27 protein-coding genes are annotated in these 25,424 nt (G+C 64.5%); 15 read left to right on the forward strand and 12 right to left on the reverse strand.

The window, feature by feature from the left end:
• Positions 1-59 precede the first annotated feature (59 nt).
• From E7T09_RS12880 to E7T09_RS12890, 3 genes are all read right to left on the reverse strand, one after another.
• Entirely contained in the window at positions 60-1,214 is a 1,155-nt protein-coding gene (locus E7T09_RS12880; protein WP_136389609.1) for an ABC transporter substrate-binding protein, read from the reverse strand.
• A 143-nt stretch (positions 1,215-1,357) separates the two neighbouring features.
• Positions 1,358-3,103: a helix-hairpin-helix domain-containing protein gene (locus tag E7T09_RS12885; RefSeq protein WP_136389610.1), complete on the reverse strand. Its 1,746-nt coding sequence runs from the start codon at positions 3,101-3,103 to the stop codon at positions 1,358-1,360.
• A gap of 57 nt (positions 3,104-3,160) precedes the next feature.
• Positions 3,161-3,946, reverse strand: a complete 786-nt coding sequence (locus E7T09_RS12890) for a histidinol-phosphatase HisJ family protein (protein ID WP_136389611.1) — start codon at positions 3,944-3,946, stop codon at positions 3,161-3,163.
• Between the two features lie 109 nt (positions 3,947-4,055).
• Between E7T09_RS12890 and E7T09_RS12895 the strand changes: the two genes are divergently transcribed.
• The gene (locus E7T09_RS12895; protein ID WP_136389612.1) at positions 4,056-4,391 is read left to right on the forward strand and encodes a DNA-binding protein; all 336 of its coding nucleotides are present in this window, start codon (positions 4,056-4,058) and stop codon (positions 4,389-4,391) included.
• Complete coding sequence (locus E7T09_RS12900; RefSeq protein WP_168734834.1) at positions 4,388-4,741, forward strand: VOC family protein; 354 nt, start codon at positions 4,388-4,390, stop codon at positions 4,739-4,741. Before E7T09_RS12895 ends, E7T09_RS12900 begins: the two co-directional genes overlap by 4 nt.
• Position 4,742: 1 nt before the next feature.
• Here the strand turns inward: E7T09_RS12900 and E7T09_RS12905 are convergent, their stop codons facing one another.
• The 7 genes from E7T09_RS12905 to E7T09_RS12935 form a co-directional block, all read right to left on the reverse strand.
• Positions 4,743-5,651, reverse strand: coding sequence for an EamA family transporter (locus E7T09_RS12905; protein ID WP_136389614.1), 909 nt, complete (start codon positions 5,649-5,651; stop codon positions 4,743-4,745).
• 167 nt (positions 5,652-5,818) lie between these two features.
• On the reverse strand, positions 5,819-6,628 hold the full coding sequence (locus tag E7T09_RS12910) for an MOSC domain-containing protein (RefSeq protein WP_136389615.1): 810 nt from the start codon (positions 6,626-6,628) through the stop codon (positions 5,819-5,821).
• Complete coding sequence (locus tag E7T09_RS12915; protein ID WP_240741775.1) at positions 6,628-7,617, reverse strand: N-acetylglucosamine kinase; 990 nt, start codon at positions 7,615-7,617, stop codon at positions 6,628-6,630. The genes E7T09_RS12910 and E7T09_RS12915 overlap by 1 nt, the downstream gene beginning before the upstream one ends.
• On the reverse strand, positions 7,614-8,297 hold the full coding sequence (locus E7T09_RS12920) for a glucosamine-6-phosphate deaminase (protein ID WP_240741776.1): 684 nt from the start codon (positions 8,295-8,297) through the stop codon (positions 7,614-7,616). The genes E7T09_RS12915 and E7T09_RS12920 overlap by 4 nt, the downstream gene beginning before the upstream one ends.
• An 8-nt stretch (positions 8,298-8,305) precedes the next feature.
• Positions 8,306-9,589, reverse strand: coding sequence for a glycoside hydrolase (locus E7T09_RS12925; protein ID WP_136389616.1), 1,284 nt, complete (start codon positions 9,587-9,589; stop codon positions 8,306-8,308).
• Between the two features lie 151 nt (positions 9,590-9,740).
• On the reverse strand, positions 9,741-10,742 hold the full coding sequence (locus tag E7T09_RS12930) for a LacI family DNA-binding transcriptional regulator (protein WP_136389617.1): 1,002 nt from the start codon (positions 10,740-10,742) through the stop codon (positions 9,741-9,743).
• Positions 10,743-11,340: 598 nt separating this feature from the next.
• On the reverse strand, positions 11,341-12,267 hold the full coding sequence (locus E7T09_RS12935) for a hypothetical protein (RefSeq protein WP_136389618.1): 927 nt from the start codon (positions 12,265-12,267) through the stop codon (positions 11,341-11,343).
• A 215-nt stretch (positions 12,268-12,482) separates the two neighbouring features.
• Here E7T09_RS12935 and E7T09_RS12940 point away from each other — a divergent pair, with 215 nt between their 5' ends.
• The 13 genes from E7T09_RS12940 (at position 12,483) to E7T09_RS13000 (ending at position 23,235) form a co-directional block, all read left to right on the forward strand.
• Positions 12,483-12,845 (forward strand): helix-turn-helix domain-containing protein, encoded by a 363-nt coding sequence (locus E7T09_RS12940; RefSeq protein WP_240741777.1) that lies wholly within the window; start codon positions 12,483-12,485, stop codon positions 12,843-12,845.
• 181 nt (positions 12,846-13,026) lie between these two features.
• Complete coding sequence (locus E7T09_RS12945; protein WP_136389619.1) at positions 13,027-15,660, forward strand: hypothetical protein; 2,634 nt, start codon at positions 13,027-13,029, stop codon at positions 15,658-15,660.
• Complete coding sequence (locus E7T09_RS12950) at positions 15,651-16,031, forward strand: hypothetical protein (protein WP_136389620.1); 381 nt, start codon at positions 15,651-15,653, stop codon at positions 16,029-16,031. Before E7T09_RS12945 ends, E7T09_RS12950 begins: the two co-directional genes overlap by 10 nt.
• A gap of 265 nt (positions 16,032-16,296) precedes the next feature.
• The gene (locus E7T09_RS12955; protein ID WP_136389621.1) at positions 16,297-16,545 is read left to right on the forward strand and encodes a hypothetical protein; all 249 of its coding nucleotides are present in this window, start codon (positions 16,297-16,299) and stop codon (positions 16,543-16,545) included.
• A 429-nt stretch (positions 16,546-16,974) separates the two neighbouring features.
• Positions 16,975-17,373, forward strand: a complete 399-nt coding sequence (locus tag E7T09_RS12960) for a hypothetical protein (protein WP_136389622.1) — start codon at positions 16,975-16,977, stop codon at positions 17,371-17,373.
• 269 nt (positions 17,374-17,642) lie between these two features.
• The gene (locus tag E7T09_RS12965) at positions 17,643-19,718 is read left to right on the forward strand and encodes a hypothetical protein (protein ID WP_136389623.1); all 2,076 of its coding nucleotides are present in this window, start codon (positions 17,643-17,645) and stop codon (positions 19,716-19,718) included.
• A gap of 174 nt (positions 19,719-19,892) precedes the next feature.
• A complete protein-coding gene (locus E7T09_RS12970) occupies positions 19,893-20,642 on the forward strand; it encodes a hypothetical protein (protein ID WP_136389624.1) in 750 nt (249 codons plus the stop codon).
• A complete protein-coding gene (locus tag E7T09_RS12975) occupies positions 20,642-20,950 on the forward strand; it encodes a hypothetical protein (protein ID WP_136389625.1) in 309 nt (102 codons plus the stop codon). Before E7T09_RS12970 ends, E7T09_RS12975 begins: the two co-directional genes overlap by 1 nt.
• Complete coding sequence (locus E7T09_RS12980; RefSeq protein WP_136389626.1) at positions 20,947-21,657, forward strand: hypothetical protein; 711 nt, start codon at positions 20,947-20,949, stop codon at positions 21,655-21,657. The genes E7T09_RS12975 and E7T09_RS12980 overlap by 4 nt, the downstream gene beginning before the upstream one ends.
• 363 nt (positions 21,658-22,020) lie before the next feature.
• Complete coding sequence (locus E7T09_RS12985) at positions 22,021-22,296, forward strand: hypothetical protein (RefSeq protein ID WP_136389627.1); 276 nt, start codon at positions 22,021-22,023, stop codon at positions 22,294-22,296.
• Positions 22,293-22,547, forward strand: coding sequence for a hypothetical protein (locus tag E7T09_RS12990; protein WP_136389628.1), 255 nt, complete (start codon positions 22,293-22,295; stop codon positions 22,545-22,547). Before E7T09_RS12985 ends, E7T09_RS12990 begins: the two co-directional genes overlap by 4 nt.
• Positions 22,544-22,759 carry a hypothetical protein gene (locus E7T09_RS12995; protein ID WP_136389629.1) on the forward strand — a complete coding sequence of 72 codons (216 nt, stop codon included), beginning with the start codon at positions 22,544-22,546 and terminating at the stop codon, positions 22,757-22,759. Before E7T09_RS12990 ends, E7T09_RS12995 begins: the two co-directional genes overlap by 4 nt.
• Positions 22,756-23,235, forward strand: coding sequence for a hypothetical protein (locus E7T09_RS13000; protein ID WP_136389630.1), 480 nt, complete (start codon positions 22,756-22,758; stop codon positions 23,233-23,235). Before E7T09_RS12995 ends, E7T09_RS13000 begins: the two co-directional genes overlap by 4 nt.
• A gap of 44 nt (positions 23,236-23,279) precedes the next feature.
• On the opposite strand, the gene E7T09_RS13005 is transcribed toward E7T09_RS13000, so the two are convergent.
• Together E7T09_RS13005 and E7T09_RS13015 are read right to left on the reverse strand one after the other, a co-directional pair.
• Positions 23,280-23,567: a hypothetical protein gene (locus E7T09_RS13005; RefSeq protein WP_136389631.1), complete on the reverse strand. Its 288-nt coding sequence runs from the start codon at positions 23,565-23,567 to the stop codon at positions 23,280-23,282.
• A gap of 892 nt (positions 23,568-24,459) precedes the next feature.
• Entirely contained in the window at positions 24,460-25,317 is an 858-nt protein-coding gene (locus tag E7T09_RS13015) for a hypothetical protein (protein WP_136389633.1), read from the reverse strand.
• Positions 25,318-25,424: the final 107 nt, after the last annotated feature.

The raw sequence follows: 25,424 nt of genomic DNA on the forward strand, positions 1-25,424 counted from the left end.
ACAAGGCCGTCAGCCTGCGAGGAAGCTGACGGCGGAGACGGAAGCGGATCCTGTCGGCCTTACTTCAGGTACACGAACGAGCCGTTCTTCGCGTCCTTCATCTTGATCTGCGCGACGTAGAACTCCTGCTGGTTCAGCTCACCTTCCTTGTCAAAGGAGATGGGGCCCAGGGGCGTGTTGTACTTGCCGGCGAGGATCTGCTTGTTCAGCTCCACGCGCAGGTCGCCAAGGTCCCAGGTGTTCAGTTTCTTCTTGCGGTCGATGGCCTTGAGGGCCTCCACCATGACCTGCACGCCGGCGTAGGCCTGCGCGGCGAACTGCGGGGGCGCTTTCTTGTACTGCGCCGTGTATTCCTTGACGAACACCTGGTTGGCGGCGCTGGGCTGCGCCGGAGAGTACGCCTGGGCGATGATCACGCCGTCGCACAGCTGCTGGCATACCGGGAACATGTTGGAGGTGTTCAGACCGTTGCCGCCGATGATCAGGCCCTTGTACCCCAGCTGCCGGAGCTGCTTCACGAGGTTGCCGCCGTCGGCCGCGAGGCCCGAGATGATCACGAGCTGCACGTTCGCGTTCAGTACGGCCGTGACCTGGGTGGTGAAGTCCGTGTCGGTCGTCTGGAACTTCTGCACGGTGGCGACGTTCAGGCCCTGGGCCTTGGCGGTCTCCTGGAAGGTGCCCGTCTCGGAGGTGGAGAAGGCGTCGTTCTGGGCGTACAGCACGGCCACGCTCTTGATCTTCGGATCGAGCTTCAGGGCCTGCTTCACGGCGTTCGGAGCGACCACGGCGACCGGGGCCGACACGCGGGCGATGAAGTCCCCGATCTGCGGGATGCCCTTGGCGGTGTTGCTCGGCCCCAGCACCGGCACCTTGGCGCGTTCGGCGATGGGATCGGCCGCGAAGGCCTGCTGCGAGAGCGTGGGACCGACGATGCCCACGACCCGATCCTTGGTGATCAGGTTCTGAAAGGCGTTGATGGTGCCGGCCTCGTCGCCGCCGGTGTCCTGGAAGACCAGCTTGAACGGCGTGCCGTTGATGCCGCCACGGGCATTCAGGAACTTCTCGGCGAACTTCGCGCCGATGACCTGCTCCTGGCCCAGCAGGGCGGTGTTGCTCGTCTGCGCCACGGCCACGCCGATGGTGATGGTGTCGACCTTCTGCGCGTGTGTGGCGCCGAGGGTCAGGGCGAGGGTGGCGGTCAGGATTCGCTTCATGGACACTCCTTTGTGGTGCAGGGCCGGTGGCGAGACTGGCCCGATCTGAACGAGAAATCCGCGCCGCAACGGGGATGGGGCGGGCGGGACAGCGCCCAGACGGAAGAGGACGAGCCGAGTGTAGGTTGCGCTCTTCAGCCAAGTCAACTTGACATGGGCTGCGTGGACACGCCCTGGGATCCGTTCCGTCCCGCGCGCTGCTGCGCCACGAACGTCAGGAAGGCGTCGCGCTCCAGCGTGTTCACCACCTGTGCCGGGGTCAGCCCGGCCTTGCGCGCGACCATCACGCCGTACTTCGCGTCTTTCAGGCCGCTGGGCACGTGGGCATCGGTGTTGATGGCGAACTTCAGACGATCCCGCCACGCCAGGGCGACGCGCCAGTCCACGTCCAGGCGGTAGGCGTTGGCGTTGATCTCCACGACCGTGCCGTTCACGGCGCAGGCTTCCAGCACCGCGTCCAGGTCGAGCGCGTAGCCGGGGCGGCGCAGCAGCAGGCGGCCCGTCGGGTGGCCTAGGATGGTCACGAGCGGGTGGCTGGCCGCGCGGACGAGGCGCTCGGTCTGCCGGGCGGCGTCCAGCGTGAACAGGCTGTGCACGCTGGCGACCACGTAATCGAGTTCCGCCAGCACGTCGTCCGGGTAATCCAGGGTGCCGTCGTCGAGAATGTCCACCTCCGCCCCCGCCACCAGGGGCACGCCGGCCGCCTGCAGCTCTCGGACTTCCTTCAGCTGGGCGTGCAGCCGCTCGATGCTCAGGCCGTTCGCGTAGTGCGCGGCGCGCGAGTGGTCACCGGTGCCCAGGAACCCGTGGCCCAGCCGGACGGTCTCGGCGGCCATGTCGGCGATGCTGGCCGCGCCGTCGGACCATGTGGAGTGGGTGTGCAGCATGCCGCGCAGGTCGGACACTGTGACGAGCTGCTCAGGCGGGGGGAGGGTTTCCCAGATGCCGTCATGCTCCGGCTCGCGGTACTCGGCAGAGCGTAGGGGCAGCTCCAGCAGGCGCATGGCGTCCGCTTCGGTGGGCGTGTCGAGCACCTGCCCGTCCCCCTTCAGGCCGCGCCCGCTGAAGTCGAAGCCTCTGCCCTTCGCCTCGGCGCGCAGGGCCTCGCGGTACGCAGTGCTGCCGCCCATCATCAGGTCGAGCGCTCCGCGGATGTCCGGTGTGGGCGCGTAGGCGATCTCCACCGGCACGCCGTCCACCCGCCCGGCGAACAGCGGTTTGCCCTCGACGGGGGCCAGATCCTCGACCACGCCGCTCAGGCGTTCCTGCACGGCCTCGGGCGGGGCAGTCACGGTCACGCGCGCCACCCGCACGGTGTCAAGGCCCCGCCGCACGTCCCCCGCGATCCGGGGTTCCAGGCCGTCCAGCCGCCGGCACAGGGCCTCGGTGACCTCCAGCGCGGTGCTGAGGTGCTGGCGCTCCTGCGCGCTCAGGGCGAACTCCACCGCCTCCAGAAAGGACGCCGCGCTCTTGGCCCCGAAGCCCTTGAGCGCCGCCACGCGTCCGTCCCGGCAGGCCTCGCGCAGGCCCTCCAGCGAGTCGATGCCGGCGTCCCACAGCGCGCGGATCTTCTTCGGCCCCAGCCCCCGCACCCGGAACAGGCTCAGCACGCCCGCCGGAATCAGGCTCGCGGCGTCCTCCAGCGGCCCGAAGATGCCGGTCTGCACGTACGCCACCAGATCCGTGGCGATGGCCTTCCCGACCTTCGGGATGCCCGCGAACTCCCGCGCGGCCAGCGCCTCGACCTCGGCGTCCACGCCCTCCAGGCTGCGCGCCGCGCTGCGGAAGGCCTGCGCGCGGAACGGATCGTCGCCCACGCCCAGCAGGTCGAGCAGGTCGGCGGTGGTCTTGAGGACGCCCACCAGCGATTTTCTCGTGATGTCGGACATGCGTTCAGAGTAGCGGTCGGCGGGGCCGGGCTCTGAGACGGACGGCCGCTTCCTCCTTCAGCCGTGCCGTGTCCGTCCCCGGTAGGTCACGATCCGGCCATCCACGTCGTGGATCTGCTTCATGGCCTCGGTGAAGTGGTAGCCGACCTCATCGGGCCGGTGCGCGTCGCTGCCCAGCACGAAGGGAATGTGCCGCTCGGCGGCCAGCCGGGTCAGGTCGGGGGCGGGGTACGCCTCGTGCACGGGCTTACGCCACCCGGCGGTATTGAAGTCCAGGCTCAGGCCGTGCGCGGCGATCACGTCCAGCGCGTGCAGCGCGGCCGCGCCGTCCGGATCGCGGTGCCCGAATTTCTTGGGCAGGTCGAGGTGCCCGATCGAGTCGAACAGGCCGCTTCTCGCCGCGCCCTCGGCCAGCGCGTAGTAGTCACGGTACAGGCCCGTCAGGTCGCGCGACTCGTACTCGGCCACGAACTCCGGGTTGTCGAAGCCCCACGCGCCCAGGTAATGAATGCTGCCGATCACGTAATCCCAGGGATGCGCGCCAAGGAGGCCCTCCACAAACCGTTCGGTGCCGGGGTGGAAGTCTGCCTCCAGACCCAGACGGATGTCTAGCCGCCCGGCAAACTCCTGCTGCACGGCGCAGACGTCGTCGATGTACTGCGCGAGCTGATCCTGCCGCATGCGCCACGGCGCGTCGTACCACGCGGGCATCGGGCTGTGGTCGGTAAAGCAGATGCCGTCCAGCCCGGCGTCCAGGGCGGCCTGGGCGTACTCGCGGGGCGTGCCGGTCGCGTGCCCGCACAGGGGCGTGTGCATGTGCGAATCGAACAGCGGGGAGGACATGGGCATCAGGGTAGGTCAAAGGGCGCGTTCCGGGAGCAGGTGCTCACGCGTCCTTGAAACTGTGGGGTCGCCTGCGGACTTGCCTGGCTCCCCGCGTCCACGGTAGGACATGGCGAAGACGACAGTGGATCTCAGCGTCCCGAAGACCGTGCAGGCCAACGCGAAACGCGGCCTGGAACTGCGGGCCGAGCACGGCTTCGGCGGCACGAAGGTGGGCGAGGCGACCGCGCGTCTGCTCGCGGCCGGGGGCACGGTCACGGCCCGCAAGGTTAGGCACATCAGCCGGTATTTCCCCCGGCATTCGGTTGATAATCTCGACCAGAATGGCAAAGACGGCAAGCCACCTTCGCGCGGGTACATCGCATGGCTGCTGTGGGGCGGAGATGCCGGACGCACATGGAGCGAAGGGGTCGTCAAGGCGCTGGACGAGCAGGCGCAGGCGTGAGCGGCCAGCTCAAGAACCTGACGCTGGCCGTGCGTGACCCGGCGGCGTCGCGCGCTTTCTACCGCTCGGTGTTCGGCCTGCTCGACGCGGAGCGGGCCTCGCCGGAGTTCGTGATGCTCGACGCGGGCGGCCTGACCCTGATCCTCCAGCCGCTGGACGCGAGTGGCGCGCAGGAACGGCCGGGCGGGGTGGAACTGGGCTTCGCGGTGCCAGATGTGGCCGCCGCACGGGACGCCCTGCTGGCGGCGGGCGCGCCGGTGGGCGAGCTGCAGCGCATGGGCTGGGGTGAGGCCGTCGATGCCCGCGACCTGGACGGGCACGCGCTGACCGTCTACCGGCAGCGGGAGTAGGTCACGCCGGCACGGTTCGCGCGGGCCACCACCGCCGGCCGAACACATGCAGCACCAGCCCTGCGAAGACCAGCGCCGCGCCGAGGGCCTTGCCGGGCGGAAACGCCTCGTGAAAGGCCAGGGCGCTGGCGATCAATCCGAACACCGGGACCAGCAGCGACAGCGGCGCGACCCGGGCCGCGCCGTGCCGCTGGATGAGCGCCGCCCACACCCCGAAGCCCAGTACGGTGTTCCCCAGGCCCATGAACACGATGGCCGCCCAGAAGCCAGGGCCGGAGTGCATGAGGGTGTGACCCACGGCCGCCCAGCCGCCCGTGATACCGGCCAGCAGCGTGAGTGGAATAGGCGGAATCAGGGCGCTCCACACGACCAGCGAGAACATGTTCGCCCCGCCCGACGCCCGCACCAGCAGGTTGCTGACGGCCCAGCCCAGCGCGGCCACCAGCGTCAGGAGCAGGCTGACCAGCGTGAGATCACCGCCGGACAGGGCACCGATCACGCCCATCCCGGCGAAGGCCACGGCCATGCCCACCGCCTGCCACGGCTGAATGCGTTCCCCGAAGACGCGCGCGGCGAGCAGCGCCGTGAAGAACGCCTGCATCTGCATCAGCAGCGAGCCCAGGCCGGCGCTCATGCCGAGCTGGATCGCTAGGTAAAGCAGTCCGAACTGCACCACGCCGACCGTCAGTCCGTAGCCCCACAGCAGTCGTGCGGGCATCTGCGGGCGCGGCACGAAGAACACGGCGGGAAAGGCCGCGACCATGAATCTCAGCGCGGCGACCAGCAGCGGCGGAGCCCCGGCCACCGACCACTTGATGACGATAAAATTCACGCCCCAGATGAACGTGATCAGCAACGCCAGCGCCAGCGCGCGGGCATTCAGGGGGGGCAGGGTCACGGGCGCGCGCATCACGTCATCACTGGGCGCGAGTGTACGCCCGGCCCGCTCCGGGGCATCCCGCAGTGCTGGACAACACGTTCCATGCTAGAGCGATCTGCTCCGGCCTTACTTGCCGTCCAGCAGCGATGGATCGTCTGAAGTACCTGATCTGCTGGGGTGTGCCCGTCCTGGGCCGCTCACCCGTAGCACGGGTTGGGTTCCGGGGACGACTCCAGCACCGTCACCGTGTCCCCGATCTGCACGGTCGCGCCGGGCTCGCCCTCCAGAATGAGGTGCTGACCGAACAGGATCACGCGGCCCTGACGACGCTGCCGGGCCAGGGTACGCAGGGGTTCGGCCGTCATGTGGCCGTCCGGATCGACGTTCACGACGCTGCAGCGGGCACACGACTCGACCGCCTGGAAGCCGACCGGGCCGATCTGCAGGCGGCGCCAGCCGTCCTCCGCGAAGGCGGGCGCCCCGTCGATCACGAAGTTCGGGCGGAAGTCGAGGGGCGAGCGTGAGGCCGACCCCAGCGTGGCCAGCGAAGCAGTGGAGATGAGGTGGAAGGGATTGCCGTCCGCGTAGCCCAGCGGCGCGCGGAACGGCTTACCCTCCTGCCAGCGCGACGCGTCCTGCGGCAGGGCCACCAGGTCGCAGGGCACGCCCAGGAACGCGTGGAGCCACGCGGCGGCGTCCGGGGTGACGCTCAGCCCGCCGATGGCCTCGCCCCACAGGGTGGCCGGGACGCGCGGGCCGAGCGGCTCGGCGGGCAGCGGCAACTCCGGCCGGCCGGGGGCCCGCAGGGCGCGCAGCGTGCCGTCCCAGACGGGCTCGATCAGGCGCATGCGCGGCTGCTCGCGCTGGGTGAGCAGGCGACCGCTCGGCCCGGCCAGCGCCCAGCGGCGGTCTCCTGCCAGGCCGCGCGACTCGGCCCGGGCCATGGTGAGCGGCACCACCGCGCAGGATTTCACGGGGTAGATGTACAGAGCGGCGAGGGTGGCCATCACGTCTCGAAGACCTGTGCGTGAGGAGCGGTGGCGGCCAGGGTGGCGTACTGCTCGCCGGTGATTCGGGTGCCGTGAAGTTCGGCGGCCAGCAGCGCGGCTCCGCAGGCCGGTTCGAGCGCGCTGGCCTGCCACGTGACGTCTGGATGTCCAACCTGCACGCGCTGAACCAGGGCCGAGTGCAGCAGGGTGCTGGGATGGCGCATCACCCCGCCGGAGGTGACCAGCCGGTACCCACCCCGCAGGCCCACCTGCCGCGCCGCCGCGAGGGCGTAGTCGCCGAGCGCCTCCCCGTGCCGCACGGCGATGCGGCGGCTGGTGGAGTCGCCCGCGTCGGCCTCGTCGAGCAGGGCGCGGGCGAGCCGACCGAGGTTCGGCACGGGCGGCTGGGTGCGCCCGGTCATGCGGTGCAGCAGGGCGTCCGCGTCCGGGCAGTCGAACAGCGCGACGGCCCGCGCGCTCAGCGTGGTGGGCGGGTCGATGCCCAGGTGCGCACGGTACACGGCGCGCAGGGCCTGCCGGGCGAGATCCTCGGCGCCCTCGGGTTCCTGCCAGTACGAGGAATGCCACACCCGGCCGCCGGGCACGCGGGCGGCGGTGCCGGAACTCGTGCCGCACACCACGGCCACGCCCAGGCCGTCCTCCGACCCGGCCCGCAGCGCTCCGACGGCGTCGTTCACGATGTCCGTGCGTTCCGCCCAGCCCAGCCCCTCCACGGCGTCGCGCAGCAGGGCGAAATCCTCAGGCCAGTCCGCACCGCTCGCGCTGAGCACGGCCGCCCGGAGCGTGCGGCCCCGCAGGCCCGCCTGCCCGAAGGCCGCCTCGGCCGCCTGGATCAGGTTCTGCACGGCGTCAGGCACCGAGGTGTAGATGTTGGCCGGCCCGGCCCGGCCCCAGCCAAGGACGCGGCCCGTGGTGTCCATGAGCAGCGCGATCGTCTTCGTGTTGCCCGCATCCAGGCCCAGCACGGCGTCCACGCTGCCCGTCACGGTCGGGCCTCCTGATCGGCGAGCACCGTCAGGGCCGTGCGGCGCAGGTAGCTGGCCGGCACCTCGGGCGTTTCCGGGCCGTCCAGCGCGGCGCCCAGGATGGCCCGCTTGTGCGCCCCACTGACGAGCAGCAGCGTCTCGCGCGCGCCCAGGATCACGTCCATCCCGGCTGTCACGGCCCGTGTGGGCACGTCCAGCCCATTCCAGTAGTGGCGGTTGCTGAGCAGGCTCTCGGGCGTCAGGGCGACCTCGCGCGTGGGCGCGTCCGGGCCGCTTGGCGGTTCGTTGAAACCCAGGTGTCCGTTCGGCCCCAGGCCCAGGATCGCCACGTCGAGGCCGCCCAGCGCCTCCAGCTCGGCGGTAAAGGTGGCGGGGTCGTCCAGCGGCACGACCTTCAGGATACGCAACGGCGTCACAAACGACGTCATCATCCAGTCCCGCAGGCGGCGCGGGTCTTCGGGGGCCAGTCCCGAATACTCGTCGAGCTGCACGGCGGTGACCTGTGAACAGTCGAGCGTGCCCGCCTGTACCCGCGCGGCCAGCCGCCCGTACATGCCCATCGGCGTCTGCCCAGTCGCGACGAGCACCGTGAGCTCCGGCTTGAGGGCGACGCGCTGGGCCAGCCAGTCGGCGGCCACCTCCGCCAGCATCAGCGTGTCCGGCAGGGTGCGGACGGTCACGCCCGGCGTCACCACAGCCGCTCCGGCAGCCACGCCCGGTGGGCAGCGGCCAGTTCCGCGTACAGGGTCTCGGCCAGCGGCAGCGTGCGCACCAGCGGGTTGCTGACCAGGGCCTGGATCGCCTGCCGCCGGGTGCCGTCCCACGCGGCGTTCGCGGCAAGTTGCTGGTACTCACCCAGCGCTCCGGTGAGCGCGCGGGCCGCTGGGGGTAAGCGGTGGCCCGCGACGGGCTGCACGCCACGCGCATCGACCACGCAGGGGCCTTCCACCACCAGAGAATCCGGGAAGTCCGCCAGCGCGCCCCGGTTCACCACGTTGCACGGCCAGACCTCGGCGCGGTCGTTGAACAGGGCGTCCATCACGTCCACTGCGACCTCCAGCTCGAAGATTCCGCCGCGCGAGCGCTGGGGGTCGAGCGTTGGCGTGTCCGCCGTGAGCTGCTCGCGGTAGTGCGCCCAGTAGTCCGGCACCTCGGCCTGAATGTCCTGCGCGCGCGTGGTGGACTTGGCGCGCAGCTCGGCGACCATGTCCTGCTCGAAGTAGTAGTACTTCATGTACGACGCGGGCAGCGCGTCCATCGCCACGGCCAGCTCGATCCAGCGCCGCGCCCAGGCGTCCGGCAATTCGCCGTCCAGGCTCGCGGCCAGCAGCGGCAGCATCGGCGCCCCGTCGTAGGTGGCCTCCGCGCTCCAGCACGCGTGGTTCAGGCCGACCATAGTAGCCCGCACGAGGTGGGGGTCAAGTCCGGCGAGTTCGGCGATCTCACGCGGGAAGACGATCGGGCCCTCGCACAGCGACACCACCCGCACTGGCGAGTGGTCGGCCACCGCCTGCGCCACGATGTTCACCGGATTCGTGTAGTTGAACAGCCACGCGTCCGGGCACACGGCCTCCATGTCGGCGACCAGCCCCTGCGCCACCTGCACGGCCCGCAGCGCCATGAAGAAGCCCCCGGCGCCCTGCGTCTCCTGGCCCACCGCGCCGTGCGAGAGGGGAATGCGCTCGTCGAGCGCGCGGGCCTCGAAGCCGCCCGGCCGGTAGCTGGACAGCACACCGTCGCAGTCCTCCAGCGCGGCGCGGCGATTCGTGGTGGCCGTGAAGGTCAGGTCAGCGCCTTGAACCTCGGCCATGCGCCGCGCAAGCGCGCAGACCAGGTCGAGCCGACTTTGATCGACGTCGTGCAGGACGATCTCCGAGCCGGCGAAATTGGCCGCCTGCCGGAGGAATGAGGCGAGGGTACCGGGCGCCCTGGTGCTGCCGCCGCCGATGTAGGCGATCTTTACGCGGGCCATGGCACTTCCGGGAGGAGAGGGGAGGGGAGCAGGACGGCGCACGCGTAGTCATAAAGGTCGGCCGTAATGAAAACGTTACTGTTCATGCTCATCTCCTGAACGAGGGTCTACCTGGGCGGGGGTTATGTGTGGAAATGGAGGGGTAGATTGATCACGGCGGTTTCGGCGGTGGCACCCGCGCGCTTGACTCCCGCCTTACCAGTTTGGGCTCCAGCAGCACATCCGGCCCAGCCTCACCGGCAATCAGGTTCAATGCCAGTCGCGCTGCCGCCACGCCAAGGTCATATGCCGGTTGCCGCACACTCGACAGGCGGGGGTACAGCAGGGGCGCGATCAGCGAATCGTCGAAGCCCACAACCGTCACCTCGGATGGTACCCGTCGGCCCGCCTGATGCAGGGCGCGCAGCACCCCGGCGGCCATCAGGTCACCGGCGACGAACACCGCGTCCACCTCTGTCGGGAGGGACATGCCCACCCGCAGACCCGAGTCCTCGGTGTAATCGCCGGGCGCGCGGTGCACCATGAGACCCGCCCGCGTCATGATCTCCATGAAGCCCTGCTCGCGTTCGGCCGCTTCCCGACCCGGCGCTCCAACGAAGGCCGGATGCCGCGTTCCCCCGGCCAGCAGTTCCAGGGCGGCCAGCAGCCCTCCCTGCCTGTTGTCCAGTTCGACCCGGTGCGGTACCGCAGGATCCTCCGGAGCCACGTGCACCCAGGCCCGATTCCGATGGCGCGGCAGCATCGTGCCCGCCCGTGAATTCACGACGATGCTGCCATCCACGGCGTGCTGAAGCAGCTGTCGCGCCGCCTGCCGCTCGACCTGCGGATCATCCAGGCCTGACACCAGCAGCACGCTCATGCCCACATCCCGGATGGTGTCCTCGATGCCCTGCAACACCGCTCCGTACAGGGGGAATCCGCTGTTGGGAAGGATCACGCCCAGCAGATCGCTGCGGCCCAGCACCAGATGGCGACCCAGCGGACTGGGGTGGTAGCCGAGGGCCTGCGCACGCTCCAGCACCCGCTCGCGCGTCTCCTGCTGCACCGTCGAGCCAGCGTTGAAGACCCGGCTGACCGTGGCGATCGATACCCCCGCCTGCCGCGCCACCTCGCGGATCCCGGCAGTCCGGGAAGCATCTTGTGGTGGGGGCATATCGACTCCTTCACATCACGGAAGAGCGCTGACCAGATCCTGGTAGGCAGGGATGAAAACGTTACATGTAAGCGATAAGTAGACTAGGGCCTCGTCGCTCGGACTGTCAAATCGGCCAAGAATCGAAACGCCTCGCAGACAGGATATTGCAGCTGCCCGGAACAGTGCTGGGTTTCTGAAAATGCTTGTCATGCCATTTAAATTAGTCAGTCGGGCCGGCAGCTCATCTTTTGCTTACCGGGTTGCCCTTCACGCCCATCATTGGAAGGGCTGTCGCTCACGGATAGGCAGAAAGGAAAATGTGCGTGAACCATTCTAGTCGGAGACCCCAGAAGGCCAGTGCGGCCCTGGGGTCTCCTCGGCGCTCGCCCGTGCTGGACGGCGTCGATGGCTGGCGCGCCCTGCAGGACTCGAACCTGCGACCGACCGCTTAGAAGTGTGGCGCTTCCTCATGCTGGCCCATCCCTGGGCATATCCCCATGCCCCGTATCATCCGCCTGGGCCGCGTTTTTTTGCCCCATTGATCGTTTGCCCACCCGATCATCTCCCCGATTGGCCCGGCTCATCCCGTATCGGTTGGGCACGGGTTGGGCACAAATCATTGGGTGGATGCCGCCCTCTTCTTTCGCGGCGTCGAAGTGCCGTTCCTGTGGCTACGCTGCCGGCACTTGTCGCTGCACTTTCGCGCATCCGCGCGGAGCGCCCTGAACCACTGGCCGCATATCTCGCATTCCACAATGGTTTCTCGCGTCCCTGCCCCATCCGTGAATCGGTGCCACATGACGCCCAGCAGATCGTCAGGCACGACGAATGCCTGCAACCGCATTTTGGAACCCTGCCCCCGTTGCCGCGGGAGAAGGGTGAGGGTCGCTCCGCTCGCGCGCATCTTCTTCTCTACGATCTTTCTGAGAAATTGCATCGCTCCGTCAAGAGCCACATTGTTACTGAATCCGAACCCAATAACTCCAACAAATTCTGTCTCACGTTTTGTAGCTATCTCGCAAAACGTAAACAAATTGTCATCTCCGAAAAGGGGGGTGATTTTTGTTTCGAATTTGTTCTCGAAGTATTCAGCCTGTGCCTTTTCATCGTCTTTAGAATATGCATTTACAATAATCTGGCATATTCTAAGCGTATAAGCTTCATTCAAAATGTTAGATATATCGTTTCCTTCGAAATAGGCGTATGCAACTGGTCTTTCATCAATAAAGATCCCGTCGCAACGGCAAGGAAGACCATAAGAGTTACAAAATCTAAGTGCACTAACAGAATCTACTACTTTGATAAAGTCAGCAAGAACGGTTTCAGAGCTATATCCATCAAAATCGTAATAGTCGTCAGCTGTTTTGCTTGCACTAACTGGCTTTATAACTTCTACTATATTTGCGCTGTCGTAAAACGGGTTTTTGTCAAAATCTTCAATGGCCGGAGTCTTCCAGAACACGCCCTGAGAGAATGTGTAGCCGGTCTTAGCTCTCCGCTGTCTGAAGTGTCCGATTGGGAGATGCTTCGGCGTCCTTGGCATGCGCCATAGCATGTCACACTTATGGCACCTTGTGTTATGACATCCCTTTCTCTACCGTGTGTACACCGCTCATCCCGGCTGGGGCGAGCACCTGAGGGGGAATGACTATGTAGTGCAAAAGCCGCCGCGCAAGGGAACGAACCGCAGAGCAACTCGTGTGCTGCGTTTACTCCAGATCAGCGGACACCGGACGGCCACCGGGCACAAAGCAAGCAATGAAAAAAGACGACGCGGGCGTGTTATCCGACCAAGAACACCACACCCGCACCGCCCACTACTTGAATGCCCCTCTCACAGAGCATTCGGACACGACCTCAGAGGAGGCCGCAGATATGACAGTAGTTCAAGAGCCGGTCAATCGCATCACCCTCAGCCCGCACGAAGCCGGGGCAGCCCTCGGCACCAATCGATCTACCCGCAAACCAGAGGAAACCGCACTGATGCTCGGCATCGGGCGAAATTACGTCTACGAACTGATCCGCACCGGCCAGCTCCGAAGCATCCGCGTGGGCCGAAAAATCTTGATCCCACTGACGGCCATTGATGACTTCCTGAACGGTACTGGGAGCACCAAATGAAAGCGCCGCATCACGGGCATGATGCGAGCGCGGGCAACGGGCAGAACACTGGAAGACTAACAGATCTGTACACGCTTGCCGTACTGGACGCCCAGCGTCCCGGCAACATTGGCGCGGGCCTGAAGGTGCTGGACATGCTCATGGCTCGCCCCGGCTTCCGTGCGCCCTTTGGGGGCCAAGCATGACCAGCATCGCAGAGGACTTCGCGCAGTTCTTTCCCATGAACCCCATGAAGCACGGCCGTGTCACTGGCCGGGATGCCGAGGGCCATAAACAGGTCAAGACCTATGAACGCGCCCCCGTCACTCTCCAATCCCTGTCCGCCCACTTGGGCGAAAACGGGCGCACGGCAGACAACGCCTTGGGCTACCTGCCTGGCAGTGAGGACGGAACAGACGTGGGAGCACTCGACCTGGACGCGAAGGACTTTCCCGGTGACGCCATGCCGGAAGCCCTACGCGCAGTGCTGGAAACATGCGCGGGCCTGAACCTAAACGCGTACCCAGAGCGCAGCTCCAGCGGCAAGGGCTGGCACGTGTGGACGTTCTCAGACTCGAAGCTGCCCTGGCCCGTCATGGCTCACGCCCTCGCCCGCATCCGAGAACTCGCGGGCCTGCGGCAGAACGTCGAAACGTACCCGATGGGTACGGCCGGTGTGAACGGCCGCTGGATCATCACGCCTTACAGCCGTGCGCTGTCTGGCCAGAAGGGCATTCGGCCGCGCCTGGGCGCAACATTCCTCGAAACGCCGGACGGCCAGCCAATCCCGGTAGACGAGCTGGGGGAATGGATCACCCGCAACCCCGCCCAGCGCCTTCAGGAACTCGCGGCGCAGGTGAAGTCCACGCCCACGAAGGTCACTATGGCGAAGGCCAGCACGTCCGGCGACCTTGACGCGGCCGCCGTGCCACTGCTCCTACATGTGGCCACGTCGAAGGCACCGCCCGCCCGGCATGATGCCGCCTCCGCATTCCTGAACCTTGGAGCACGGGCCGGTGACCTCGCTGGGATGTTGGACGGCCTTGCCTCTGCTGCCGTGTTCAGCGTGTGGTGTGCGGACGGTTCCCGCACTCCGGAACAGTGGCGAGACGAACTCGCCCGCTGGGCGACCGCCATAGAGACGGGCGGGGGCGAAGGCCGGGGCCTGCCTTACCTCCGGGATGTGTGCGGGTACGACGTGCCCAGCCTGCCCAAACCTGACAAAGCGGACAGCGGTGAGAAGGAAGGTCGGCGTCCGAACGTGGGGACGCGCCTGCTTCAATACGTCCAGGAAGACGGCGCGGAACTCTGGCACGATCAGGCCGGCGTCGGGTACATCACCGTCAGCGTGGAGGGCCGGCGTGAGCACTATCGCCTGGGTGGGCCAGCTTCACGGGACTACTTCACGAAACTCGTCTGGGATCGTGACCGCAGCCCGATCCACAGTCAGGGCATGAGTGAAGCGCTGGGCGTTATGGGCGCGATTGCGCGCCGGGAAGGGGAGCAGCATCACACGGGCCTGAGGGTGAAGCACCTGGACGGCTGCAGTTACCTTGACCTGGGCACACCCTCCTGGGAGGCCGTCGAGGTCGGGGCAGGGTACTGGAAGGTTATTCCTGCCGAGGAATGCCCCGTGCGCTTCACCCGGCCAGCAGGACTTCTGCCGTTGCCCACGCCGATCACGGGCGGGGAACTGGGCGAGCTGGCCGCTTTCCTGAACACCGACGCGCGCGGCCTCATGATGTGTACCGCGTGGCTGGCCGCTGGCGTGTCCGGCATGGGGCCGTATCCACTCCTCGCCCTGACGGGTGAGCAGGGCACGGGAAAGAGCACGCTGGCATCCCTGTGTAAGCGGCTGATCGATCCGCACCAGGCGGAACGCCGCCGCCCCCCGAAGACTGAGCAGGATCTGTTCGTGGGTGCGCAGAGCGGGCACGTCCAGAGCTACGACAATCTCTCCAGCATCCCGCCCTGGCTAAGTGACGGCTTGTGTGTGCTCTCGACGGGCGGCGCGGTGGCCTCCCGGACGCTCTACAGCGACAGCGAAGAGACAATTCTCGAAGCTGTCAGGCCGGTGATCGTGAATGGGATTCCCGATCTGATGACCCGGCCTGACCTCGCAGAGCGGGCCATAACAGTCACACTGCACCGGATCCCCTCGAATGAGAGGCTGACCGAACGGGCCTTCTGGACGGCGTTTGAAGAGGCCCGGCCCCGCATGCTTGGGGCACTGCTGACGGCCCTGGCTGAAAGCCTCCGCAACCTTGAGACAACAGAGCTCGCGGAATCTCCGCGCCTTGCGGACTTCGCTCGCTTGATCGTGGCAGGAGAAGCGACCATGCCGTGGGAGGCTGGAACGTTCCTTGCTGCCTACGCGGAAATGCAGACGGAGACAGCCAGTGCGGTACTTGAAGGCGACCCGGTATCCGAAGCGCTCCGGCGCTTCATGGACGATCAGGACGAGTGGACAGGTACGGTAAAAAAGCTACTTACCATTTTGGGAGAAAGAGAATACCCAGACTCGCGGCCTCCTCAGTCCTGGCCTCGGACTCCACGTGGCCTGGGTGGAAGCCTCCGAAGGCTCGCTCCTGCCCTGAGTAAGACCGGGTACCTGGTCACCCCGGCTGGGCGCTCCAAAGACGGGGAACGCTACAGCCTGCAAAAAAGGGACGATTCAACGTACACCTCATGCACAACATACACCGGAGCCGTGCTGGACGATGAAAAACAGGGTGTACGTTCAAATGTCAAAGTACACCCGGAACCGCGCAATGTACACCCGGCCGCTCTGATCCCCTCCCAGGTTGACCACGAGGAGGTGCTGGCATGGGAGTAACGGAGCTGCTGAGGGAACTTGAAGGGCGCGGCGTGCGGTTGGCCGTCGAAGGGAGCCGGTTGGTTGCCCGCGCCCCTCAGGGGGCCGTGACACCGGAGCTCGCGGAACAGATCAAGATGCAGAAGGCGGCGCTCATGGCCGCCATACAGGCAACGGGCGGCCAGCACCTGCCGCCCTTACCTGAAGCCCTGGCAAGGCTCGTGCACGCCGCCGTGGGAAACCACCTAAATTACCCTGCGTCTATTGCAGGAGGCATGGTGGGCAACCTGGGCGATTACGTCCTGGCCAGCGCCGCTCTGTATGCCGTGGGTAGCGACCCTGAACGGCACATTCAAGCGCTCTGGGCAGCGCGAGGAGCGTGGGCGGCATGACGGGCCTTCAGTGGGCCGTCCTGACTGCTTACGCTCGGTCGCTGCCAGCGGGCAGGCTGCGCCGGCAGATCCTGACTGCAGCGAAAGAAGGTGCTCCCACCCCCGCCCGTCGAGATGTGGCCCGCATGGTGGCTGACATGGGTGGAATGACAAGGGCTGGCAAGATCACGTATACGGGCAAGCTATGCGCCTTGGCGCTCCTGCCCCGTCTGGGCATTCAGCGGGACATGGACGCACTGCTGTCCCTAGGTAGGGAGGGGAGAGGATGACGCCGGGTATCCCCCCCTGGTCTGAATGCGAGGTGCCTGAGGGCATCCCGCAAGGGCTGACGGCCGGCCAGGTGGCCCGCGCATTGAACCTCAAGGAAGAGACTGTCAAGACAGCGCTGAGGGTGGGGGCGTTGCCGTCCTGGCAGATCGTCGAAGGGCGCGGGTGGCGGTACGTGACACCTGACGCGCTAGCTCGTTATGCGCAGGCGCGCGGCCTGTCGGTGGATTGGGACGCACTGCTGTAGGTCAATCGGGTCATGGTGCAGCCTGACTGAGGCGTGAACGCTGCGGCACCGCGAACGCAGCGTCTATGCCTCTCGGGTTCTGGCGCCAGCGCGGAATAGGGCCCGTTGAACCCGCTGTGTTGCTTGTGAGCAAAAAGTGTGATATATTACTATCCCCCCCTACAGTCAGGCTGTCGTCATAAGTCATGTGTTGCTCAGAAATATCTATGCACTGTTCCCCAGCCGACGTCCTTCCGCAACCTCTATCGAATGGTTAGAGGGAGGCGCTCTGCCAGCGACCTTTATCAAGAGGGTGTGACATCACTTCAGGACAATTCCTACACATTTTGCCGACGAACCTACGGACGCGTGTCATAGGCCAGAGTCGCAAATGGAGATAAAGGGGGTTCTATGTTGGGGTTCAAACGAGTGCGCAGATGGTGTCCCACTGTGACGGTCGCACTTCTTACGCTGGCGGCACCGACAGTGCTCACAGGCTGTGGCAATCTGGCCATCGCAGCAGCGACCATACAGTTCAGCCTGTCGGCACCGGCATCACTTGTGGTCAAGCAGGGGGATACCGAAGCGACTCCGCTGGTGATTTCCGTGATGCATATCATCGCGTCTCCCCTGACCGTGCCGATTAGCCTCGAGCTCGTAAGTCCACCTGTTGGCGTTCATGCCGAGAAGTCAGAGGTGGGAATCGGCCGGGCATCTGGGACGCTCAACGTCTTTATCGATAACAGTTACGCGGGTTCAAAAGACTTTACGCTTACAGTTCAGGGTAAAGCTTTACAAGTTTATACACAGAAAGTCAATGTGATGGTAAAAGTCTCGACTCAGAATTAAAAACGCGTCCAAGCTCAAACGATGTGAGTGCAACACTCTCAATCAATGAGGTGACGATAATGGCAAGTGATCAAACTTCAAATCACTCACGAATTGTAGCCCTTGGTAAGATGCTATGGGCTCGTCCTACGACATCAACCTCACTATCACATTGTCAACCAGCCTCCCGAAACTCTGCAGAGGTGGATTGCGTTACCGTGCCCTACCCTGCTCGTCCAGAATCACACCCTGCCTCCGCCCACTCCCGAGACGTTCAGAGAGGTCACCCGATGACTGCCTCGAAGTTCATTTTGATCAGTCGTAATCTTGCCCTCGTTGCCGTTCTCACCCTCGCCGCCTGTGGACAGCCATCCTCTTCGAATTCGAACAACGGGAACGGAAACGTAACTACGATTTCCGATGCAGTGCGATTGGCGTCTATCAATGCAGTCGAGACGAAGGCGAATGAACTCATGCGGGGCGGGGTGCCTGAGTACCGCCAGGCGTTGGTGACGTTCCTCCGCGCCCGGCCCGAGTTTAAATCAGTCACACTCCAGGCTGACGGTTCAATTTCAGCTTTCTACGTTGATGGTCAGCCGCTTTTGCTGGCAACGAACCGAGAGCCAGATCTTGCCCCCGCGTCCGGTTCCGCTCCCACATCGTCATCCCCATTAGCGGAGAGAACATCTCCGTTCACACCGCAAGGGCTAGCGCCGCAATTACACCTCGCCAACGCTACGGTGATCAGGCCAGCTTCGACCGATAACTTCGAGTTGCCGGAGGATAAAATAGCGGTGGTAATGGAAGCCATGGGGTCTGCGTTTGAATCCTCGGCAGGCACTGTAGAGAAAGCACTTGCGTATCATGGCCGTTACCAAGTTATAGTTATTGATCCCACTGTGGATAACCTTAAGACGCTACCGAAGATGGGCGTGTTGTACTTCTCGAGCCATGGTGCGCCGAACAATGTTCTTGACGGTGGAGTGCTCGTACCCGGCTTTGCACTGTGGACGAAGACGAAGGTGGACGAGCGGTCGGAGATCAAATACAGTCAGGAGATACGAGATGGCTTTTTGGTACGCATGACCGCTCTAGACAGGCGGTCGGCATTTTACGACGATGACCTCTGTCGTCGAGGCATTGACGTTGAGGTGAATTGTGACGGCGAGGCTACTCACTACGCTGTCACCGATAAGTTCATCGAAAAATACTGGAAATCGAAATTCAGTTCTAATAGTTTCGCCTTCATGGATGCCTGTAGTACTGCCGCTGTATCGCTGCAAAGCGTATTGCGTAATGCGGGTGTGGCTACTATGGCCGGGTGGGATTCTAGCGTTGGCGGTAAAGTTTCTTTTAGGGCATCCAGCTATTTCTTTGACCGTGCAACGGGATTGAATGAGTTCGAGAAGGTAACGCCGCCGAATCGGCCGTTCAGCGCGAGTGCCATTTTTGCTTCTATGGCGAAGCATGGGATAGATACCTTTGAGAGCGTCGATGTGATTAGTGGTAGAATCACTACCACTAAGTTGGGCCTCTATCGACTTCAGGGTTCCTTCGGTATCCTGGCTCCGAGCATTAAACAGATGAGTGTAAATGAGCCGGATCAAAAACTCAATATATCGGGTGAGTTTGGCTCTGTTGAGAAGCCAACTGTGACTATTAATGGCCAAAACGTCAATGTGACCGAGTGGAACAATGATCACATTACTATTTCTAATCTTCCCACTAAAGATTTGGGCTCCGAAGGCGACGTCATAGTTAAAGTTGGCAAACTGAGGAGCAACGCGGTGCCGTTGACTAGGTGGGTTGGCGGAGTTAAGTTATACACTGAACATTGCCCAGCTTGTAGATTAGACGTGACATGCGATCTGGTCTTTCGAGCTGATGTACATTCTTACCGTGAAAGTGAGCCGGATTCCGTTCCGACGAAGCCCTTCTCATCTGCCTCAGAGGCCAACGGTTCTCAATGCAACTACAATGTTTCAAGTACGGGCAAGCTCATCGTATCAGGATCTGGTTCTTTGCTAGCTGCCTCTCAATTCCCGAATTCAACCAACAATTTTGCTTTTAATGTCCTTATCTATGTAGACATTCCAAAAGCTTATGTTGGCGGTGCCGGTACAGGGCTAGTAATCCACTATATTTACGCTGACGGATCTCATCATGAGGTTCAGTATGCGTTCAACATGAATTGCACACTCAACCCACCACCGAGTGGTACTGACTTTAATTATCATGCTTTATCCCTCGATAGTACCTTCTTCATAATTGGAGGTACAACCGACAGGGGCCCTGCTATCTGTGAGTCTGTGTGGTCATCTTTCACACCATCATCCCCCCCAGATAACGATGTTGTCCCAGCATAGACAATGCCTGGGGGGCTGACTAGGGGCGCAGTACCTGACATCTTTGATTTACCTCAAATAGGGGTTGACAAAACTGCGTCGGGAACGCAAAAAGGCCAGTGCTCATATCCCCTGTTTCCCCTGTCCCACCCGTCCGGCATGACGTGCCGGGCGGATGTTATGCATCCTGTATGCATGACACTCCTTCGCCAGATAGACGACGCCCGGCAAGCCCTCGCAGACCTCACCACCGACGAGGCGGAACTCTCGCACCTGGAAGCGGAACAGCTCGCAGAAATCCAGGCCATGAAGGTCAGCGGGTCGAAAAACTTCGCCGGCCTTGCCGTGCTCGAAGGCAAGCGGGCCGCGCTGGCTTCGATGCTCACGGAACAGCGCAGCCATATCGAGCGCGCCCGCGTGCACCTAGAGGGCCTGACGGCTCAGAAAGTCCGCGGGGAAGCCCTCGAAGCGCTTAAGGTGCGCGTGCATGACCTGCAGGCCCGGCGCAAGGAAACAGACGGGCTGCTGATGGAGCTGGGCGCGTTCCTGCGCTCGCACCTGCCCCGGATCGCGGCCTCCCGAATGGTCTGGGCCGCCGACCTGGAAGCGGCCCAGGCACAGGCCATGAGCGCATTTGACATTCCTCAGCACCTCGCCGGGCTTCCCAGCCATTCCGGATCAGCAGGGCGCACGGCCTGGAATGCCCTCTTCGACGAGCTGGGCGAGGGCGCTGCGGACGCACTGACGCAAACACCGAATGGACGCCATGCCCAGGGGATGACTCGCGTGTATGAGCCCCTGACGCGCCGACCCGCGCACCATGCCGTGAGTGTGGCTCAGGTGCCGCTGCTCCGCTACTTTGACCGGCCCGTGTCGCTGGTCATTGCTGAGGCGCTGGCGGAAGTTGACAGCGTGACTCCTGCGCCGTTCCGAGGGGGGGAGTAATGGGCAACCCGAACGCGGATCCAACGAAGGCCCGGCAGGCGAAGAGGGCTAAGCGGCGCGCCCAGCCGGGCACCCTTGAGGACGCCCGTGCGCTGTTATGGCGTGCCCTGGCCCGAGTGGGCGACATTCTGGATGGTGAGGGCGTGGAAGACGCAACGGTGTTGCGCGCCCTGCATGGCATCTCGCAGGGGGCAGCGGCCTACGCGCGGATTGTCGAGGTCGGGGAGTTGGAAGCTCGTATTTCTGCTCTGGAAGCCGTGAACGGCGAAGGGAAGGACACAGGCCCGCGCCTGGGGCGGCCCGCATGACGGGCGCCGTGATGGAGTCTGCCGGCGGCGTGCCCACGGGCGCGCACCCCTTCCTGATCGAACTGACCCAGGAGCAGGCCCGGCCGGTGATCGCCCAGCACGCCCAGGCGCACGGCTGGTCGGTGCCGCGGTACACGCAGGAGGTGCGCGCGCACCTGGCCGAAGCGCTGCGCGGGTGCCGGTTCTGGGTTCGCATGACCCCGGAACGGTTGACGGCTCTCCTGGAGCACGGCGAACTGTCCATGCGGCTCGACCGCCCGGGGCAGACGTTTGACGATCCTCTCCGGGCCTTCCTGGAGCGGTTGACCTTCCACCCGCTGCCCGACGTCGTGACCTACGGTTACATGGCTGAAGAGCCCGCAACCTACTTCGCGCTCGCTGACCTCAAGGTCGCTGTTGAGTTGAACGTCATCCCTGAGGCGACGTTCTTCGAGGGGGATCAGGGGTGGGTGCTGCCCGTGCTGTGGAGTGGCACGTTCTGGATGACCACGACGTACACCACGGAGCGCCTTGGTATCGAGCTCTCTGCGCTGCTGTCCTCCGTCTGGGAACGTGACCCAGACCGGGCGCGCGGGATGTGGCACCGCATGGCGAGCGGTGGGGGTCAGGTGGCCCGCCTGCCGTCGCCTGTACAGCGTCCCAGTGAGCTGTCGTGGGGCTGGATCGGGCTCTGGGGGGATGGCCAGAGCGACCTCTGGAGAAGCTGAAAGTAGGGGAGGTCTACGCCCACCCGTGGTACATCGAGGCCCATCTTCCACGGCGGGCCACAGTGTCGGACGTCGTGCGCGTGCACTTCGATGATCCCTCGACCCTGCGGGCCTTTGAGCCGCGCCTGCGGGCGCTGGGCGTGGCGGTGACGGCATGACGCGGGGTAAGCGGCTTACCCAGCTCGAAGCCCAGCGCCGAGACTTCGAGGCATCACACGTGCGCCGTTCGGATCTGCCCAGCTTCCTGCTCGCCGTTCTGCAGGTTGTGCAAGAGGAAGCGGGTACGCCCACCTTCCAGCGGGTCGCAGGGCGGATCGTTGGGGAGAAAGCGGCCCGCGTAGCCGCCCTGGCCAGGGGGTCGGCATGACGGCGAAGAGGAAGCGTCTCGAAGTCCTGGAAGGTCGGCACGTGGCCCGGCTCCAGGGTGCCAGGCCACGGCGGGACAGCCTGGCCGGCGCCGCGCTGGAGCTGGCCCGCGCCCTGCCGGAAGCCGAGCGCCAGATGGTCGAAGCCCTGGGCGCACGGGGGTATGCAGACTTGCTGGAAGCGTCCTGGGCCGTATCAGAGGCACACACCGGAGACAGTCGCACTCTGGCCCAGCGTGCCTTTGCCCTGGCCTTCGAGGGGGGCACACCATGACCGGCCAGCGCTCACGGGTGGCCCGGCTGGAAGGCCAGCGCAAGGAAGACGGCGGGGACGTGCTGGGCATTTTCGAGGCCGATATAGACGCGGGCCTGTGGCGCGAGGTGAACGGGAACCGCACCCTTCCTCTTTCACCGGAAGACCTGCAGGACGCGGGCAGTGCGGACGCGGCAGGAACCGGACTGCTGATGCTGGCCCCGGTCGGGACGTCGAAGGTGCTGGCTGATGTGTCTTGGGAGGATCTATGAGACGCGCTACACGTCTGGACGCGCTGGAAGACCACGCCCGGCCCCGCGTGCGGTCATGGCTGGCCAGCCTGTCAGACGATGACCTGGACGCGGTGGCCGTGAGGTGGGCGGGCATGACGCCAGAGGATGTAGCCACCATGCGCGCTAGGGTCGCAGCCCTCTCGGACGCGGAGCTGCTGGCGCTGGCCGCCCCGGACGGGGGTACGCCATGACGCCGCGCGGCAAGGTGGGCCGGGTCGAAGTCCTGGAAGCCGAGCACGCGGCCAGGATCGAAGCTGCAAACGCGGACACCGGAGCGAAGATCGGAGCAGGGCTGGCCCGGCTGTCCGAGGCAGACCGCGCCGCCTACCGGGACGCGGTGGCCGTCTCCGATGGTGACCCGGATCTGTGGGACAGCCTGCTGGCCAGGTGTGCCCACATCGAGGACGCGGCGCACGTCGAGCACCCGGCGAAGGAAGAGGCGGAAGCCTGGGCGGCGCTGGCCTTCGAGGATCGGGACGGCGTGTGGATTCCCCGCCCAGCGCGGCCGGCAGACTTCGCGGCCTACTTCGAGGCGTGCGCCGCGTGGTGTGACGCTCTGGCCGTCTGCGTTCCTGTCTCGCCGGAGGTGCACCGCGTGGCCCGGTGGGGCGTGGCGCTGTGGCGCCTTCATGCGGCCGTGTGTCGCGTGGCTGGAGGGATGGCGTAATGAAGAAGTCTCCCAGAGGGCCGTTAATCGAGGATATGAAAGATCTACTTCTTGGTATTGAGTTCAGTCAGGAGGCGTATGATTTCGGCGTTCTGCTTCACCTGTAGGTACGCTAAACGCACCTTTGTGTCCTCAGCCTGGTTACTTACAAATGCAGCCGGAAGTCCAGAGGTGCGGCTAAGTGCCCAAGCCGCATAGGTTGAGTTGGCCTGAGTCTGAGCCTGACTTACATCTGCGTTATAAAACTCAGAGATAGCGTCCTTTGCCTGTCCCACTGCTACACCGGCTGCAAATAGACCGAGAACTATTGCCATCGTCTTGATTTTTTTCATGACGTCGAGTTTACAGCCCTGATGCTCTCGTTCGTGCCTGAGAACGTAGGAGTCTCACCTTTGGTTGTCACTACCGTGATCTTTGCCATGTGTGAGTATCCTCCTGTAAGTGTTCCACTACTGCAAAAAGCACGCTATAAACGGCACACTGTGGGCATGAGCCTAGTTCTGGGACGGGTACAGAGTGCAATTCTGGAGGCCGTAAAAGGCGGCCCGCTGGCTGTGTCCACCCTGGTACTGCACACAGCGGCCAGCGAGGCTAGTACGCGCCGCGCGCTGCGACGGCTGGCAGATGCAGGTCGCATGGCCTGCCTGGGCTACGGCGTACAGGGCGGCCAGCGGTGGGGGCGCCCGGAAGATGTACGGGAATACCGGGACGTGTGACCGCATGACCGTATGGCGCACCTGTCGCGGATCATGGGGCCACGCTTTGCGCGGTCGTTTCGGCGGGCCATAGTGTCAGCGTTGTAAAGCAGCGCAAGGTGCACTCAGGGTCTGATTTACTACTTCACACGCTTGAAGAAATACCGCTCTGTCTCACTCTTCGACACTATGTTCACAAGCTCCCACCCTTGAGGGCCAACGCAGTTCAGAAAGTCAATGTAATTTGCGCTCTGTGACTTCTTAATTTTGCATCCCATTTTGATCATAGTCTTAGCTAGATCGTCTGTCGTGACGACGCCTGCGGGGTGTTGCCATTCCACGTATCCCGCTTCGCTGTAGAGGATTGCATACTCCCATTTGGCAGCCATAGCGGAGGACGCGGTCAGCAAGGCGGCGAGTATGGGGAGTGTTCGCACGCTCTAGAACGTACACCGCCCTAGGTTCGACTGGAGCGGCACGTGTGCATTCTGTTTTCTACGGGGTAGCTGCCTCCAAACTTTTCAGTTCATCAGTTCAGCGGGGAGATAGGGCCGGTGTCTTCGCCCAGCTCGAAGCCTAGGGCCGCGCAGACCGTCCGCATTTCCTCTCGTTCCAGCCTCACCGTCAGCGCGTCCGGCGTTCCGGAGTAGAGGTACAGGAAGCCCTCACCGTCCGGCAGGGGCGTCAGGGTGCAGTCTGAGCGGGTCACCTCGTAGTCTTCGCCTCCACCCAGACTGACCCGTGCGCGGCCTATGCCCAGCGCCTCGACGTACTGCGCGATATGCACGGCCGGCACCTGGTCGAAGGCCGCCATAAGGTGCGCCGCCCGCGCGTGTGGCTGCGGGCCATCCTGCAGGGCTTCGAGTACAGATGCAATCATTTCTTCGCCGTCCCCATCTTCAAGGGTGGGTGCGGCTTCCAACAGGCTCGCCACTACCCACCATGCGGCCAGCCGGCCCGCTTCCACGCGGTACCCCTGGGCAGCGGCCCAGCCGGGTAGGGCATAAAGATTAGAGAGGATGGGGGCAAGAGTGTTCATGGTGTCCGGGGATAGGGCTTCGCTGGTTGTGTGGCAGCGCCCTACGGCCCATTGCCGAGCATGCGCCAGGACGCCCCAGGCGTGCGCAGGTTCACTATCCACCATGAGGGCATACAGCCCGGAGACGGCGAAGGCGAGAACGCGCCGGGCTTCCGTCTGTGCATCCTGGAGAGCTGGCCCGGTCTGATCCTGAGCGAAGTGCGCGAAGGTCATCACTAGGTCTTCGAGCCGGTTCCACAGGCGCAGCGGGTCGACCTGCATGAACGCGAAGGCGCGGGCGTCGGTCATGGCGTCCGGATCCGGATTCAGGCCATGCAGGAAGGGCGTCAGGTCGTGGGGTGTGGTCATGGTGGGCACGTCCTTTCGAGGATCAAGCGCGGATGGTGGGGTGAGTGAAGCTGGCCTCCGGTCATGGTGCAGACCGGAGGCCAGGTGTGTCAGGCCGGATATGGCAA

Origin of the sequence: Deinococcus sp. KSM4-11 (assembly GCF_004801415.1) — a bacterium.
In the GTDB taxonomy this organism is placed as follows: Bacteria; Deinococcota; Deinococci; order Deinococcales; family Deinococcaceae; genus Deinococcus.